The sequence below is a fragment of the Cohnella boryungensis genome (assembly GCF_042651945.1).
Taxonomy (GTDB): domain Bacteria; phylum Bacillota; class Bacilli; order Paenibacillales; family Paenibacillaceae; genus Cohnella; species Cohnella boryungensis.
The window spans coordinates 1-16,959 of the sequence record NZ_JBHSED010000036.1 but is presented as its reverse complement, the minus strand read 5'-3'; the positions used below and the strand labels follow the sequence as shown (position 1 = coordinate 16,959).

Sequence of the window (16,959 nt, the reverse complement as noted above, 5' to 3'; positions counted from 1 at the left end):
CTTCGCCATCCCTAGGTACGGCGGCAGACGTTTTGTCTCGAGCTATCAGATGGGAATAAGGATATCTGAATTTTATACTGTCTGATATGGCAATGACAAAGGAGCGGTATTCGCAACCGCTCCCCCTTCTCATTTACGGCATGGATTGATGCTTTTTGCGGTACTCCTGGGGCGTAAGCCCGGTCATTTTCTTAAATAGCTTGGCAAAATAGGAAAAATGGACATAGCCGAGGCTTTCCGCGATATTGCTGATCTTGTCGTTCGTTTCTTTCAGCTGCTTCTTTACCTTCTCGATCTTCGCCTGAACGATATAGTCGGACAGCGACAGCCCCGTCTCCTTGCGGAACAGCCTCGACAGATACGCGGGATTGCGATACACCGAGCCGGCGATATCGTCGCGGCTCAGCTCCTTGTCCAGATTGTCTTGAATATAAGCCTGAATCCGGGCAATAACGGCGGAAGTATCCCGCTGCCGATCCGTCAGCGCGGGAGCCGCCTTGTTCAGCAGCTTCGCCGCCCAGCCCTGCATGAGCGTCGGGGTGCGCAGCATCCTGCCCTCCTCGATCTCCTGTCCCGATACGAGGTCGTAGACCGATTGGCCCTTGCGGCTTGCCGCCTGAATGAGCAGGTGCACGAAGCCGTAGTAGAACAAGTCCAGCGCTTCCCTTCCCGCCGGCTCCTCCTGCAGCCTGTTCATCGTCTCCTCAATCTGTCCAATGAGCGCATCCACCTGACCGTTCTCAAGCGTAATTGCCCACTCGGCGAAGGGAAGCTGCACAGCGCCGCTCGCAGCGCCGGCCGACTCCTCCACCGACGTGCTGTCCAGAACGGACTGCGGGCTTGAGATGTTGGAGCGCTCCAGCTGCGTCAGCCGATCCAGCGCCTCCGAGAGCTCCAGGATCGGCGCCGGAACGCCGACATAACAAGACACCCGGCAATGAAAATAGTCCCTGCACGCGTTGACGTATTGCCTGCATCGCGTCTTCAGCCCTTCGCGATCCACGTTCTTGCCGTACAGCAAAGCGAGATTAAGCCCGTTGCGATCCTGCACGATCGCTCCCGCCTCGGAGCCAAGAATCACTTCCGCAGCCGCCTTGCGCACAGCGTACTCCATAATCCGTTCATCGCGTTCGTCCAGCTCGACCTCCCATTGCTCGACGCTGATCAGCACGGCCAGAGCCGAATCCTCCGCCGTCAACGGAATGTCGTACAGCTCGAACTCCTTCGTCAGCCGCTGCGGCACGATCGCCGCCTTGCCGCCGAGCACCTCCTGCCACAGGCGCTCCGCCAGAATCGGCAATTGGCTGCTCCATTGCATCCGGTACTCCTCAAGCGACCGTTCGAACTGATGCTGCTCATTGCGCCGCTCCACCTCCTCCGCCGCCCGCCGGACGATTTCCTTGAGCACGTCATGGTCGATCGGCTTCAGCACGTAATCGAAGCAGCCGTAATGCACCGCCTCCTGGGCGTACTCGAACCGGGCATGACCGGTGAGGAAGATCGTCAGCGTGTCTGGCGAGATTTCGCGGATTTGCTTGAGCAGGTCGATGCCGTTCGCTCTGGGCATCTCGATATCCGAGATCACAATATCCACGCGATGCTTCGTCAGCAATCGGCTGGCCTGATCCACGTTCTCCGCTTCGAGTATCGTTTCGATCGGCAGATCGCTCCAGTCGATTCCCTGGGTGATTCCTTTCAGAGCATAGATTTCATCGTCCACGACCAGCATCGTCAGCATGGGGGGCGCCCTCCTTCAAGGATGTTAGAGCTTCCGATGGCTCTCCGTTCTCGACTTCGAAATTGCCGTACAGACGCAGCGGGAGCCGAACCTCGACGACAGCCCCGCCCTCCGGTGCGTTGCGGAAGGAAATCTCGCCGTTCTCGCCGTAGAGCATCTTGAACCGGCGCAGGATATTCCATATGCCCAGATGCTGTTCTCCCGTCCCCGACAAATAATCGCCGCTCGTCAGATCCCGCAGCTTGTCCGCCGGGAATCCCGGCCCGTTGTCCTGCACCCTGATTCTGATGTAGCTGTCCGGCTCCTCCGGGTCGGCTTCCGAATATATCCCGATCCGGAATTGCGAGTCGTCCTGCTCCCGCCCGTTGTAGCCGTGAATAACGGCATTCTCGACGAACGGCTGGATCATCAGCGGCGACACCTCCCAGGAGAGATGCTCGGGCAGCACCTGGATCTCATAGTCCATCTTCGTTACAAACCTCAGCTTGTGAATTTCCAGATAGTTGCGAATATGGCCGATCTCATCCTCCAGCCGCACAACCGAGCGATGGCTATGCATCAGAAAACGGAAGTAATCCGCCAGATGCAAGCTCAGCTTCTGCACCGACTTGAAGTCCTTCAGCGCCGCCAGATTGTAGATGATATTGAGACAATTCATGTAGAAATGGGGATTGATCTGAATTTGCAGATGCTTGTATTCCGCCCGTTGAACCCTGAGCTGCTCCTCGTAAATCCCGATTTTAAGCTGCTCGATTTGTCCGGCCATCTGGTTGAACGTTCCCGACATAAACGCGAATTCGCTGCTTTGCTTGTCCGGCAAGCGAACATCCAGGCGGCCTTGGCCGATTTTGCGCATCCCCCGGATCAGCTCGACCAGCGGCTTGAACATAACTCTCTGCAGCAGCAGCAAGTAGAACGACAGCAGCACCGCAACCGCTAGAGGAATCCACACGAACAGCATCACCTGGAAAAAGGGCAGATTCTGCAAAATGTAGGTTTCCGGCATGACGATCACGTAGCGCAAATCCGCATACATCGAAGATTGCGAGAGCACCAGATACGATTCGCCGCCATGCTTGACGGAGCCGTATGTATTCTGAAGCTTCCCGATGGCATTGCGGAACGGCTCGTCCTCCAGCGGCTGGAAGCCCGGACTGGAGATGATCTCGTTGCGCGAATTCATCAGGAAGGATTTCCCGTTCGGTCCGACATCGAAGCCTTCCAGCCCCCTCATCAGCCCCTGCGTATTAACGAGGATCCCGGCATAGACGTTGAAGCCCATGTCGATCGATTTGAGCAAATAGTGCCGGTCGCTCACCTGCATCGGCTCCCACGCCGTCGAGCTGTCGATCAGGCTTCCGCTCAGACGCTGCTGGGCCCACTCCTTCAGCTTTTGCTGCTTCTCAGCCGAATCGCCGCTGTATTGGGTCGAGAGGAACACCTCTCCCTCCTTGCGCGGATAGATAAAGACGGAATCAATGTTATAGTTCATGCCGCCCGAATTCCCGATGAAGCTGTTCCTCAGCCTGATCTTTGCGAACGTGTAGTCGCTGTCATCGATGGGCAGCTTCTGAATCAAGGCGATATCGGGATCGGTCTGCTTCAAGCGAATTAAATAATAGAGAAATTCCAGCAGCATCTTGTCATTCTCGCGCACGTTCATCGTCAGCAGCTTGCTGTAATTCGAGGAAATCTGCTGGCGGACAATCTTCATCGCATACAGATTGTTGTATATAATGAAAGCAACCATTGGCAGGATGATTAGAAAAAAACCGAACACGATCTTGAACCTCACGGACTGCCAGAACCTCATGACGACAACTCCCCGAACCTGATCTATAAGGTCAGCATAACCCACGATTTCCAGTTCCAGCAATAAAATCTTTGCCGCTTACGCAAGTAAAAACGGCTTCGCCGTCCTTGGGAACGGCGGTAAACGTTGTGTATGGCGCTATCAGATGGGATAAGAAGGCCAAATTCTATCTTTCTGATATGGCAAAAAACCGCCAAGCTGCCTTGGCGGTCGAAAGAACCTATGTAACAAGCCGAAACCCTTACGAAGTGCCTTCAGCCGCGCCGTCTCCCGCGCCGAAGCGCCCCAGCCGCGCCAGCGTGAGCTTGTAGCCGTCATTGCCGTAGTTGAGACAACGCTTCACGCGGGAGATCGTCGCCGTGCTCGCGCCAGTCTCCGTTTCAATCTGGTTATATGTATTCCCCTTGCCCAGCATACGCGCGACCTCAAGCCGCTGAGACAGGGATTGAATCTCGTTGACCGTGCACAAGTCGTCGAAGAAGACGTAGCACTCCTCCACGCTCTTCAAGGTTAGCACCGCTTCGAACAGTTGATCTATCGATTTATCGTTCAGCTTCTTCAGTTGCATGCGCTCGCATCCTTTCTCGCTCTGGAGACGGGGGAAATCACCGAATGCCGGAAGCGGCACTCCGTTTCCCTTTGGCTTTATTGTACTGTGTACCTGCCGATAGTTCAAGCATCACCGTATTCACGCATTACAGGATTAAAATGTCTCCCCCTCCGGGCATGCGTCCATGCCAAAGGCTCCGGCCCGGCATAACCTACCATGAAGAAAGGGTGTGAGGCCATGAACGATCCGTTTTCTCCCTCTCTGCACAGTTGGACCCCCAGTACGGGGCAGAATGAATTTCCCGGCATCGGTGGCACAATCTCGGGCCCTCCCGCCGTTATAGATCAGGCTGCTGCTGTCCCCGTGCAGGCCACGGCCGTAAGCACAGCTGTCAGCACGGCCAAAAGCTCCCTCCCCTTCAACATCTCCAATTTGAGCGATCTGAAAAATATCGTCGACCGAATGGGAGGCATCGAGGGCGTTCTGTCTACAATGGGTAAGGTTCAGAAGTTCATGTCCACGATGCAGCAGATGGCTCCCATGATCAAGCTGTTTATGGGAAGCAAGGCCAGTAAAGCAGCCGCGGCCAACGCTTCCAAAGGCGTCGTCCGCAAGCGCCGGACCAAGCGGTCGGGCGGCGGCAAGGCGCGCAGCAGGCGCCCGGCGAAGCGGCGATAGCCGGCCGGACCAGCCTTATCAATCCCATTCGAAAGAGGCTGACGTTGGCCGTTAATCGCCAGCGTCAGCCTCTATTTTCTCATTTCTCGTAGGTTAGAAAAGGGTCCGGGATCACGATTCTATGCGCTTCCGCATCGCTGACTCCCGTATACAGCGAAGCCGTCCCGTCCGAATGTCGGACCAGCCCTCCGCTGAAGATCACGTCCTGCAGGTCCGTTCTCTTGGCCGGGCCGTCAGGGAACATGCTGCGCGTCGCGATGAGCTGTATGGGCGAATACCTGTGCTCCTCCGGATGATAAGCGAACACCATTGGATAATAATGCCGGATATTGCTGTCTTCCATCCAGGCGATATGGCCGAGCACGCCGATCAATCCGTTGGACAGCAGGTGCGTTTCGTTCGCCCCGCCCCACTCCTCCGGCAGAAACTGATGACGCAGCAGGCGAGCGCCGGAGATCGCCTCCTCCGTCAATTCCTCAAGGGAAGCAATCTCGGCATACCCGATAAGCGCGCGCGCCCCTTCCACCATCATGGGACGGGTAAATACGCCGATGCGTCCGTTATGCCGCTCCACCAGGCGAATATCCTTCATCGTCAGCGGTCCTTGCGCGAACGGCTCCAGATCGTCGATCGAGTATCCTCTGTAGAATATGGTGCGCCAGGAAGTGACATAATGCGGATCGTCCGCATCGAAGTACACCTCGACTCCGCCGAAAACAAGCTCTTGACCGATGAAGGTGAAGAACGGGTCCTGCAGCGCGAATACCGGAGCTCCGTTCCTCGGCAGCCACACGCCTTGCCGCTCCACGAAGAACATCACTTCCGAGGACTCCTTGTCGCGATCCTCGACCCGCCCCGCGATGACCTTCTCGCCCTGATCGAGGAACGGAGCGCTGATGTTGTAGACGTCTCGATCGCCGACGCCGGAGAAGACAAGCCTCTCCCCTATCGCGCTCGGCTCAGTCTCCATGTATTCCTTGAGCAGCTCCAAGCAAGATTGTGCCTGTTCTGTGTATGCTAGCATGGGAATTCCTCCAGACTAAACTGAGATGGCAGCGTCCTTACTCTATTGTAGCAATCTCGGGCGTTCAGGTTTGGGTCATCCCACGCCTATTTTTGATCTGGGCGCATCCCGGAATCAGTGCAGGAATAAACTCAGGAAATAATAGACGATCGCCGCCAGCACGGAGACGATAGGAATCGTGATGACCCAGGTCACCACAATGCGTCCGGCCATGCTCCACTTCACGCTGGAAAATTTTTTGGCGGAGCCGACGCCAAGAATGGAGGACGTGATCGCATGAGTCGTACTGACCGGGAAGTGCGTCAACGTAGCGCCAAGAATGACGGATGCGGAAGCAAGGTCCGCCGAGAACCCGTTGATCGGACCGATCTTGAAGATTTTCGTTCCCATCGTCTTGATGATCTTCCAGCCTCCGAGCGAAGTTCCGAGCGCCATCGAGAAGGCGGCCGACAGCTTAACCCAGAGAGGGATATCGAGATCCGTCTGAATTTCCGCCGCCACAAGCGCCAGCGTGATTATGCCCATCGCCTTCTGTGCATCGTTCGTCCCGTGCGTGAACGCCTGGAAGGCGGCCGTAAGCACTTGCCCGCCGCGGAAAACCTTGTTCACGTGATGCGGACTGGAATTGGCGAAGATATGCTTAAGCAGGAACATAATACAAAACCCGAGAGCAAAGGCGATCAACGGCGACAACAGCAAGCCCGTCATAATAGAGGAGAACCCTGAGTAATTTATACCCGCCCAGCCTTCAGATGCAACGGCCGCTCCGGCAAGAGCGCCGATGAGCGCGTGCGAGGAGGAGGAGGGAATGCCGAACCACCAGGTAATGAGGTTCCAGGCGATCGCCGCGACAAGCGTTGCTATGACGACCGTCAGTCCATGCTCCAGCTTGAACGGATCGGTGATCTTTCCGCCTATCGTCTTCGCGACCCCCGTAAACATCAAGGCCCCCAGCAAGTTCATGACGGACGCCAAAAGAATGGCGCGTCTGGGCGTCAGCGCCCTTGTCGATACGGACGTCGCGATCGCGTTGGCCGTATCGTGGAAGCCATTGATAAAGTCAAATCCGAGGGCAAGTACAACAATAACGACAACTAGCCACATTGTATAATCCATTGTATTCGTTTCCGTCCCCGTTCGCGCCGATCAAGAATTGCGCATGATGATGGATTGCAGCGTATTGGCAACATCCTCGCATGAATCGGTCGTCTCTTCCAGCCGTTCATAAATTTCTTTATGCTTAATCAGCTCGATCGGATCGGTGACGTTCTGGAACAGATGCTTGATGCCTTGACGCATCAGGTCGTCGCCTTCGTTCTCCAGCTCGTTCAGGTTTACGCAGTGCGGCTGAATGGCCAGCAGCTTTTTCTGACTGAGCAGATAGATCGCCGACTTGATTTCCAGAGAGCTTCTCCGCAGGCAATCCCCGAATTGCCGAATGAAAGGATCGGCTTTGATAATCTGATACATCTCGAACCGCGATGCGCAGGCTTCAATGCCGTCGAGCACATCATCGAGCTTCTTGATCAGCTCCATAATATCTTCCCGCTCGATTGGCGTAATGAAGGTTTTGTTGAGCTCGGTCAGAATGATATGGGTGCACTTGTCTCCCTTGTGCTCGAACTCCTTCATCACTCTGGCGAACGCAGTTACGTCAGGCAGATCAGCATTGACGGCCGTTGCGAACTCATCGACAGTTTCAACGATAATGTCCGCCATTTCCTCCAGCGTCTTAAAGAAAATATCCTTTTTCCGAAACACGGATAACCCTTCTTTCCCATGTATGTAGCTGCTCAAGTTTACATCGCGTTGATGTAGATTTTACGATGCGTTAACTTATTTATTTTATCACAGCGTTGACAGGCTGGGTATAGCCCCCTTTCGACACATGTGACACTTTTTTTAAGTTTGACCTATAATTCGCGCCCCTACTCCGATTCTGTTCATAATATTTTTTTCGTTTATCCGACAGGTTCTGCGCATAACGGCGCGGCCCCCGCCGCTTGAAGTCGCTTTATGCGCCGGCCGCCTCGGGCGTTGCCGTCGGTTTGCTTAAACCTTGCTGAATGGCAGCGATGAGGCAGTACGTCAGGCGAAGGATGGGCTAAACGGCGGAGGGATTGCAGGATTGGGGGCAGATAAGAATGGCATAGCGGCGGATGCGGAGGAGGGGAACGCCTTAATTGCGAATATTGGGGATATGGACGAGCAGGAAGCTGTACAAAGACGGTTCGTTTGCGAGGATACGAGCAAAACAACGAGCTGCCCCTAGCTTACAGGACAGCTCGTTAATTCTAGAGCCGCGTATTCTCCGGACCACCCTATTCCTTCACGCTGCCCAGGTGCAAACCTGCGACGAAATGTCGCTGAAGGAACGGATAAACAACGAGAATCGGCACCGAAGCGACAATGGTAATTGCCGCGCGGATGGATACCGGCGTAATCATGGACGCCGTATCCTTCGCCGCTGTCGAGGTCAGATTCGGATTCGCGTTGGATTGCGTAGTGGAAGACATCAGCTTGATCAGCTCGTATTGCAGCGTGCTCAGATCCTGCTTGGACGAGGCATAGAGAAATGTATCGAACCACGTATTCCATTGCCCTACCGCTATAAACAGAGAAATCGTCGCCAGCACAGGCGCGCACAGCGGCAGGATGACGCTTGCGAATACCCTGAAGTCTCCGGCTCCGTCCATCTTCGCCGATTCGACCAGGCTTTCCGGGAGCGTGCCGATATAGGTGCGAATGACCAGCATGTTGAAGGCGCTGATAAGCCCGGCCGCGCCTCCCGGGAACAGGATATACACAAGGAAGGTGTTAAGCAAATCCAGATCCTTCACCAGAAAATAGGAGGGAATCAAGCCTGCGTGGAAATACATCGTCATGACGACGAGGATGGTGATGATTTTACGGAACATGTAATCCTTACGGCTGACAGCGTAGGCAAGCATCGCGGTTAGCAGCACGCCCAGCAACGTGCCGACGACCGTACGCGCAACGGAAATCCAGAATGCGTGCAGCACTTTGCCGGTTATGAACACTGCCTCGTAATTTTTCATGGTCCATTCTCTCGGCCACAGGTAGATCCCGCCTCGGGTCGTATCGACCCCGGCGTTAAACGATACCGCAAGCGTATTCAAAAACGGATATAAGGTTACAACAACGATAGCCAGCATCAGTAAACCGTTTAGCGTATGAAAAATCACCGGCTCCGCTCTGTATTTGTTTATTCTTGCATTCATGCGGAGCCCTCCCTAAATCAATCTTTCTTCGCCAAGGCGCTTGGCGATGGAATTGGCCATTACGAGCAGAAAGATACTGACTACCGTCTTGAAGATGCCCGCGGCGACACCCAGCGAGTAGTTGCCGATCTTCAAGCCGTATTTCAGAACGAAAATATCAATGGTTTCCGACCAATCCAGAACCTGTCCGTTGCCCAGAAAGTATTGCACCTCGAAGCCGCCTCCGTTCAGGATCCAGCCAATGTTAAGGATGAGCAGAATAATGATGACAGATCTAATGCCCGGAAGCGTAATGTACAGCATTTTCCGATAACGGCTAGCGCCATCCACCTCTGCAGCTTCGTAGAGCGAAGGATCGATGGAAGTGATAGCGGCTAGATAAATTATCGCATTCCACCCGACCTCCTTCCAGACGTTGGATGCGCCGACGATGCCCCAAAAATACTTCCCTTCTCCCAGCCAGAGAATCGGCTGATCGATAAAGTGCAGCTTCATTAATACAACGTTCACGATTCCGTCCTCGGTGGACAGGGATTGGGCCACGATGCCCGTTACGATAACCCAGGAAAGAAAGTGTGGCAGATAAGAGATGCTCTGAATGATCCTCTTAATCCCGGATTTGCGAATCTCGTTGAGCAGAATAGCAAATCCGATCGCCGTGACAAAGCTGAGAATCATGGATATCAAACTCATTGCCAGTGTGTTGCGAAGCACCCTCAGGAAAGCATCGTCTGCGAAGAGGAAGCGGAACTGATCGAATCCGACCCACTTCTGATCGAAGATCGATACGCCCTTCCTCGGTTGATATTGCTGAAAGGCCATCACCCAGCCCCAAATCGGCACATAGGCGAAAATAATCACGTAGATGAGCATCGGGAACGACATGAAGATCAACTGGCGCTGACGAATCATGCGCCTCCAAGGCGACTCGGTCCGCCTTCCCGTCTTCGCTGCGGGTTCTTGCTTAAGCATAGCCTCGGGCAACGGTACCTCCTCCTATCCGTTCGCGAGAGGAGGAAGGCCGGGCTCTCGTCCGCCTTCCCCCCTCACTGTCATTTACTTGACCAATTATCCTGACGCCATTGCAATTGCGAATTAACCCGATCCAGATAGGACTTCGTGTCCACCTTGCCGATCTGAGCCCCATACTCGCTCCAGACCTTCTCGAAATCGTCGGGGCTGGACAGAATCGCTTTTGGCAAATACTTGAACGCCAAGTCCTTCAACTTCTGATTGGCGATCTTGGCCGGCGAGCCCTCGATAAGATCGATGTTCCAGGCCGGATAAGAGATCCGGCTCTCCGACGGCACCGAGAAGAAATCGGTCCAGAGCTTATAGCCGTATGCGTTCAGCAGCTCTTGATCAATCGGCTTGAGATTAGCGAAGAATTCGTCCGGCTGATTGCCCGCGCCTTCGGCGTTGCCGTCCGGATATTTCCCCTCCAGCTTGAACAGTTGGCCGTACAGCGCTTCCGCCTTGTTCGCTTGCTTCCAGGTGACGTCCTCTTGCTGCTTGCGCTGCTCCGGCGTCCGATAGAACAAACCGTTGTCGCCGACATGGTAGTCAATGCCTTCCTCGCCCCATGAGAGCAGCTTCTGCCACTCCTCAGTGATCATCGTATCGAAGAACTTAATAATTTTAACCGGATCCTCCGCATTAACCGTAATCCCAAATCCGTTGAGCAGGTTGATCGGCGGACGATCCACGTAATAGTCTTTTGTCGAGGCATCATACACAAGCGGAATGCCGACATAAGCACGCTCCGGCTTGTTTTGGGAAATAAGGGATTCCTCTCCCTGCTGGAAATTCCAGCGCTGATCGAACATGCCCAGCACGCGTCCGCTGGAGATTTTGGCCAAATACTGGTCGAAGTTCTGAGCGAAGGACTCCCTGTCGATCAGACCCTTGACATTCATATCGTTCAGCTTCTTGTAATACGGTTTTGCGACATCGGTGCCTTCATAGAGCGTAGCTACGTTCGTCACCGGATCAACCAGGACGCCGCCGTCGTTCGGATGGCCGGCCAGATGCTGAGGAGCGTTTCTCAGACCCCAGTCCCGCCAATCGAAGGCCAGCGAGGTAAAGCCGATCGTGGGTTGTCCGTCAATCTCCGGATATTTCGTTTTGTAATCCTCGATCAGCTTGAAGTATTCATCCAGCGTTTTGATTTTCGGATATCCATACTCCTGCAGTACCGCCTTCTGGATGAAGAAGGCCGGACCGTAATGCTGCGTCGACTGGAAATCCCCTTGATAGACCCCATAGTTCGGTAGCCAGTAAATATGCCCGTCATCCGGATCCTTCAATTGGTTCCAGACTTTCTCGTAATGCTTCTTGAGATTCGGAGCATGCTCCTGAATCAGATCCTCAAGCGGGATCACGGCTTTCGCGTTGGTCAGCTTAACGTTGGCCGAAATGACATCCGGATAGTCTCCACCGGCGATCATAACCCCCAGCTTCTGCTCCAATTCTCCTACGAGATACTCTTCCTTCAGCGTCACGCCGAGTTTTTCCTTAATGATCTTGTAGATTCGGTTGTTCTCTGTCGGAATCGGACTGGGAACGGACAGGAAAACCGAAATGTCGAACGGCTCTGCGGGAGAAGCCGAAGCTTCCGATGTGCTCGGCTGGCTTGAGCCCGTATCCTTGGATGCGGGAGGGCTCCCTTCACTGTTGGTCCCCTTGGCGCATCCGGTTGCCACGAGACTGATTATCACCATAAGCATGAACATCCACTTGGCTGTCTTTCTTGCCTGTACCCCCATCGAACATCCTCCTAGACGGTATTGGGACAGTGCGATGCGCGCTTTCGCAAAGCCTTGTATCTAAAATAGTTCATTTATGAATACGTTTACAATTCATGGATTAAAGCCTCTTCCCCCTGAAAATTACGATTCCCGGCTGCGTCGGGCTTCCGCTCTGTATTCGGCGGGCTTGAGTCCCGTCCGTCTTTCGAAGTGCCGCAAAAAATGATGATAATGCGCGTAGCCGACCCGTTCCGCGACGTCTCCGATGTTTTCATTTGTCTCCCGCAGAAGCCTCATTGCCTCTTCGATTCGTAAGTCGTGAATGCGGTCCAGCGCGCCTTGTCCGTATTTGTCCTGATAGGCTTTGCCCAAGTAAACCGGGTTCAAATAGAACTGCGCCGCAAGGCTTTTGATCGTCAAGGGCTCCCGATAATGCGCCTGCATGAATTCGTCCACACGGGACAACGTGTTCCCCGGCTGCTTTACCCGGATAGCTCTGATTGCCTTGATCGCCTGCTGCGCCAGTCGGCTTACCCCTGCCGCAGCGGGCAGCGTTCCGTCACTTTGCACAAGCGAATGAATGTCCCCTTCCAACTCTTGAACGAGACGGGAAATTCGAAAGGCCGCCTGGGCCGCGAACAGTGCCTGAACGTCGGCAGCCTCGCGCTCCAGCCAGGCGAACGAAGCGCGAATCCGCTCCTCGGCCATCGCCGCTTCCAAACGTTCAATCGCCTCCAGAATAGACGAGATCCGGCGCGCCGCTTCCTCAGGCAGCGCTGCCGAGCCCCGCTCCTTGTTATCGAAATCGCCGTTCGCCGCTCGCCTTCTCAGCCCGTCATGAACCTGCCTCAACACCTCGGAGGCCTCTTCCTCCATCACGGGCTTCAGCAAGTAATGGCGAACGCCGAGCCTTAGCGCTCTTTTGGCATAGGCAAACTCGCTATAGCCGCTCAAGATCACGAATTCCGGAGGCTTGCGGTGAACGTTCCGGCAATGGCCGATCATGTCCAGCCCATCCATGCCGGGCATGCGGATATCCGTCACGACAACGTCCGGTTCAAGCCTCCCTATCGAATCCAGAGCCTCCTTCCCGTTCTCGCATATTCCGCATATGCGGAAGCCGAGCCTCTCCCAATCGACGAACCATTGCAGACCTTCAATCGCCCGGGGCTCATCGTCTACCAGCAGCACCGTATACATAGTCGGTTTCCTCCTCGCCACTCGCCGGCATAGCGGGAATGCGGAATACAATCCGCGTCCCTTCGCCTGCCTCGCTCGCGATGTCAAAATCAACGCGTTCCCCGTAATGCAGCTTCAAGCGCTTATACACGTTGCGAAGGCCGACATTCTCGTCGGCATCCAGCCCTTCGTTCATCTGTGCGCGTATTTCGCTGAGCCTGGCTTCGTCGATTCCGATTCCGTTGTCCTCGACCAGCACCGTCACATAGGGCCCTATTTTTCTCGTCTCGATCCGGATGAACCTTCTCCCCTTCACGGACTGCAAGCCGTGCTTGCATGCGTTCTCGACAAGCGGCTGAATGCACATCTTGGGAACCAGACAGGAAATGCTGGCCTCGTCGGTGTCGAAGCGATAATCGAACCTCTCGGTAAACCTGAATTTCTCGATCTTCAAGTACATTTCCGTGAAGCGAAGCTCCTCCTCCACTGTGACAGGCTCATCCGACCAGCTCAGCATTCTTCTCAGAAGCTGGGAGAGGCTTTTGATCGTGTCGGTGACCTCGTCATACCCCTTCTTCGCGCTGACGACGAACAGGGCATTCAGCGTATTAAATAGAAAGTGCGGATTGACCTGGCTCTGGAGCAGCTTAAGCTCCGCCCGGACATACTCGAGCTGCAGGTCCTTCTGCTGAATTTCCAGCTTGTAGACGTCGTTGATCAGCGATTCGATCGTCAAGGTCATTCGGTTAAAGCTGCGAATCAGTCCGCCGATCTCGTCCTTGCCCTCGGGCAGATTGATCGGAACGAACTTCTCGTTCTGGGCCTTGTCCATGTGGCGGGACAGTCTCTTCACGCGATAGATGTAGGAGCGCAGAATGATGAAGATTAACGAGGTGGGTACGAGCGTGCTAATGAGCGCCAGCATCCAAATATAGCGTTCCGATTCGGCCTGCTGCGTTTGAAAAAGATTCGCGTTCGCAGCTCCGACTACTCGCCAACCTGTCAGGTATGACGGCGTTCCCAATTCGCTTGCGTAGGTGAGTTTTTCTTCCGTCTTGGTGGGGGGAATCTCAGGCTTGGAAGCGGACAGAAAGCTGGCCGAGGGAAATACGCTGCGCCCCTCTCCGTCCTTTATGCTCAACTCCAGATAGGGCTTTTCTTGTCTGAGGATTTCGTCGATGTTGGCGACTTTAATATCAATCTTCAAGTATTTCTCGTAACGATTGTAGATGGGGTATTCGTTCAGCTTGCGGAAGACGCTGAAGTACGCTTTCGGATTTTTGACGTTTAGGGGGTCGGCTCCCAGATGAACGAACACTCGCACCCCGGGAGACTGGACAAGCTCCGGGAACCACTCCGCGTCCTTCACGGTCTGGTCCAGGATCAGATAGCTGCCGCCGTTTGCGATTGAAGCGTTCCCGGTATAGATCGAGATATTTTCGATGTAGGGATAGGCCGACAGATAAGGCTTCATCTTGTCCCTTAACGAGCCGGCATAAGTGTCATAGAAGTCGACCAACCCCGGATAATGGAAGTCCAGCGCTTCGTATAGCGACCTATCCGTGGCAATCGAGTGGCTGACGGCTACGCCTCCTTGGACGATGTCCATGACTTTTTTGGAGACGCGGTCGAGCGTCATGCGAATGTTCGTCTCCTCCCGCGCGCGCGCATATTGGGAGATTTGCTGGAAAAACAGCGCATTGATGGTCAGAATCGGGATCAGTACGCACAGGATGAAGATCAGAATGAATTTCCAGGTAATCGGAATATCGTTCACGAAGCCTAGCCATGCCTTCGGTTGGCGCATTCGGATCCCTCCGGGCGATCAGCTTTTTTTGTATCGGGAAGGAAGGGAGCCGGCGAAGCGTTTGAACTTGGCCGTGAAGCGTTCGGGATCGGCGTAACCGACGGTGCGGGCAATGTCCGAGATGGCGGAGTCGGTTCTAAGCAGCAAGCGCTGCGCTTCTTCCACGCGGGTTCGATGCAGGAAATCAAGGAAGGAGACGCCGAACTCCCTCTTGAATAGCTGGCCGAGATAGGCCGGTTGAAAATGCAGCTCGCGCGCGACATCCTGAAGCTTGAGCTGACGGGAGTAATGCTCCCGGACATATCTTGCCGCTTCGCCGGCAGCGCCTGCTTTGGCGCGCTCTGTTCGAAGCCTCTCGGCCTCTTCGAGGCAAAATGCCGTGAAGGCCTGCCTCAGCGACTCCGTAGAGGACGGAACGCCGACCTCCAGGACTCGGCTCCCGCCTGCCGCTGACGCGCCGACCTCAGCGACCCGGCCCGCGAGCAGCGGAATGAGATTGGACAGGTAGGCGCGAATGTTATCCGCCTCCCCCAGCCTCTCCTCCAGCAGCGCCGTCAGTCTGCGGGCCGCTTCGCGAATATCGCCGGGACACGCGCCCTCGATCGCCGCAAGCAGCGTCTCCTCGCACTCCCTTGCGTCCGCCCCCGCCGCAGCGACCGACAGAGGAGCCTCGATCGGCGCCGCATGAGCGCGTGGGCGCTCCCACTCCTTGCGGAGCTCCCGCAGCGTTTCATGAATTTCGTCCGCGTCGATCGGCTTGAGCCAATAGTTCCTCACCTGATAGTGCAGGGCCCGGCGCGCCAGGGCGAAATCCTCGTGCCCGCTCAGAATGATGAATTGACATCGCCCTCCCGTCTCTTCATGACATTGTTCGATGAGCTGCAAGCCGTCGATGACCGGCATGCGGATATCCGTAACGACGAGGTCGGGCTTCAGCTCCCGAATGCGCGCAAGGGCGTCCTCGCCGTCGCAGGCCTCTCCGCATATGCGAAAGCCGTGTGTCTGCCAATCCACCATAAAACGAAGCCCCTCCAGCACAAGCGGCTCATCGTCCACCAGCAAGACGGAATACATATCGTTCCTCCATTCCCGCAAAACTACCTTCATTATAGCGTAATGTATCCGTTTTCAGATTGCAGTTCATAAACTAAAGGGTCAACCCCCCTTTTTTTCTCTATGCCGGAAGAGGCTTTCTCATTCCGCAGCTGCAAAAATGAAGGATACGCATGGGCATCCGCCAGTCTGCGGAGAAATGGATAGTTTTACACCCATCGAGCAAACTGTAGGAGCGCGACCCGAAGGCGGCTTTGGTTTACTTGCATAATGTGCAACTAATTTGAAGCATTTCTCCAGTTTGGCGAGATTAGTTGCGATACTGCAGCTAATTTCAGGGTTTTCCGCTAACAAAGCGTGATACCCTAGCATTAGTTGTATCCCTTACAACTAGTGTGACACTCTACTTACACTTTGATTGACATAGTTGCACTTTTTACATCTAATGCTCCGATTCGGGTCAAGTCATAACTACCGGCTTAGCCGGTGGCTTCCATCAGCCCTATAAGGGCATGATACAAGGAAGCGCCTCATATAAGGCGCATTGAAGATCTTCCAACCGCGTTTTGCCTCGGGCTAGCCCCTGAGAAGAGCCTCTTTACCCGCCTTTTTTCACCGACTCTCCCATAAACGGGTCCAACAATTCCTTCATCGTGAGTTGTTCGTAGTTCTTGTCCTCCGTCAGTTGATTCCGAATGTATTCGGCGATCGCTTTCTTGTTACGACCTACCGTATCCACGAAATATCCTCTACACCAGAATTGTCGTATTTCAGAACTGGGGGTTTTCTTGCAACAAAACCAGCTAATGTTTGTCAAGCATTGGTGTCTTGGCTTGATAACATTATGTTGATATAATTCTCATTGCACACCAAATAACCTCCATAGCAGTGGAGGGTGTTGGTTAAATATGGTTTATACGTGGTAGGGCTGACTCTTTTTCAAGATGGCGTAAATGTGATGCAATAGCTTGTTGGCGCAAGCAATCACCGTCACCTTGTAGGGTTTGCCCTCTTCTCTTTTCTTGTCGTAAAGACCCCAGGATCTAACCCCGCAAAAGCTACGAGTTGCTTCGGATCCTCAAACTGCTTGGCATCCCCGATTTCTGAAACTATAGCTGCGGCAAGTTT

The 16,959-nt window shown here is 54.4% G+C and carries 13 protein-coding genes and 2 pseudogenes; 1 reads left to right on the top strand and 14 read right to left on the bottom strand.

Annotated elements, in window-relative coordinates; all coding sequences use genetic code 11:
• Positions 1–133 precede the first annotated feature (133 nt).
• The 3 genes from ACFO1S_RS17170 to ACFO1S_RS17160 form a co-directional block, all read right to left on the bottom strand.
• Positions 134–1,738 (bottom strand): response regulator, encoded by a 1,605-nt coding sequence (locus ACFO1S_RS17170; RefSeq protein WP_204606215.1) that lies wholly within the window; start codon positions 1,736–1,738, stop codon positions 134–136.
• Positions 1,710–3,551 (bottom strand): sensor histidine kinase, encoded by a 1,842-nt coding sequence (locus ACFO1S_RS17165; RefSeq protein ID WP_378127207.1) that lies wholly within the window; start codon positions 3,549–3,551, stop codon positions 1,710–1,712. Before ACFO1S_RS17165 ends, ACFO1S_RS17170 begins: the two co-directional genes overlap by 29 nt.
• A gap of 241 nt (positions 3,552–3,792) precedes the next feature.
• Positions 3,793–4,119, bottom strand: a complete 327-nt coding sequence (locus ACFO1S_RS17160; protein ID WP_204606213.1) for a YerC/YecD family TrpR-related protein — start codon at positions 4,117–4,119, stop codon at positions 3,793–3,795.
• Between the two features lie 219 nt (positions 4,120–4,338).
• On the opposite strand from ACFO1S_RS17160, the gene ACFO1S_RS17155 reads away from it, so the two are divergent.
• Complete coding sequence (locus ACFO1S_RS17155) at positions 4,339–4,779, top strand: tyrosine protein kinase (protein ID WP_204606212.1); 441 nt, start codon at positions 4,339–4,341, stop codon at positions 4,777–4,779.
• A gap of 79 nt (positions 4,780–4,858) precedes the next feature.
• On the opposite strand, the gene ACFO1S_RS17150 is transcribed toward ACFO1S_RS17155, so the two are convergent.
• The 11 genes and pseudogenes from ACFO1S_RS17150 to ACFO1S_RS17100 all read right to left on the bottom strand — a co-directional run.
• A complete protein-coding gene (locus tag ACFO1S_RS17150; RefSeq protein ID WP_204606211.1) occupies positions 4,859–5,803 on the bottom strand; it encodes a DUF1861 family protein in 945 nt (314 codons plus the stop codon).
• A 114-nt stretch (positions 5,804–5,917) separates the two neighbouring features.
• On the bottom strand, positions 5,918–6,919 hold the full coding sequence (locus tag ACFO1S_RS17145; protein ID WP_204606210.1) for an inorganic phosphate transporter: 1,002 nt from the start codon (positions 6,917–6,919) through the stop codon (positions 5,918–5,920).
• 30 nt (positions 6,920–6,949) lie between these two features.
• On the bottom strand, positions 6,950–7,564 hold the full coding sequence (locus ACFO1S_RS17140; RefSeq protein ID WP_204606209.1) for a DUF47 domain-containing protein: 615 nt from the start codon (positions 7,562–7,564) through the stop codon (positions 6,950–6,952).
• 560 nt (positions 7,565–8,124) lie between these two features.
• The gene (locus ACFO1S_RS17135) at positions 8,125–9,045 is read right to left on the bottom strand and encodes a carbohydrate ABC transporter permease (RefSeq protein WP_204606207.1); all 921 of its coding nucleotides are present in this window, start codon (positions 9,043–9,045) and stop codon (positions 8,125–8,127) included.
• A 12-nt stretch (positions 9,046–9,057) separates the two neighbouring features.
• Entirely contained in the window at positions 9,058–10,017 is a 960-nt protein-coding gene (locus tag ACFO1S_RS17130) for an ABC transporter permease (protein ID WP_204606225.1), read from the bottom strand.
• Between the two features lie 80 nt (positions 10,018–10,097).
• Positions 10,098–11,810 (bottom strand): extracellular solute-binding protein, encoded by a 1,713-nt coding sequence (locus tag ACFO1S_RS17125; protein WP_204606206.1) that lies wholly within the window; start codon positions 11,808–11,810, stop codon positions 10,098–10,100.
• Between the two features lie 123 nt (positions 11,811–11,933).
• Positions 11,934–12,992, bottom strand: coding sequence for a response regulator (locus ACFO1S_RS17120; RefSeq protein ID WP_204606205.1), 1,059 nt, complete (start codon positions 12,990–12,992; stop codon positions 11,934–11,936).
• Positions 12,964–14,778 carry a sensor histidine kinase gene (locus ACFO1S_RS17115; protein ID WP_204606204.1) on the bottom strand — a complete coding sequence of 605 codons (1,815 nt, stop codon included), beginning with the start codon at positions 14,776–14,778 and terminating at the stop codon, positions 12,964–12,966. Before ACFO1S_RS17115 ends, ACFO1S_RS17120 begins: the two co-directional genes overlap by 29 nt.
• 18 nt (positions 14,779–14,796) lie before the next feature.
• A complete protein-coding gene (locus ACFO1S_RS17110) occupies positions 14,797–15,852 on the bottom strand; it encodes a response regulator transcription factor (protein WP_378127203.1) in 1,056 nt (351 codons plus the stop codon).
• A gap of 577 nt (positions 15,853–16,429) precedes the next feature.
• Positions 16,430–16,597 (bottom strand): annotated as a pseudogene (locus tag ACFO1S_RS17105) (IS200/IS605 family transposase); the annotation flags it as partial.
• Positions 16,598–16,744: 147 nt separating this feature from the next.
• Positions 16,745–16,959, bottom strand: a pseudogene (locus ACFO1S_RS17100) (transposase); the annotation flags it as partial.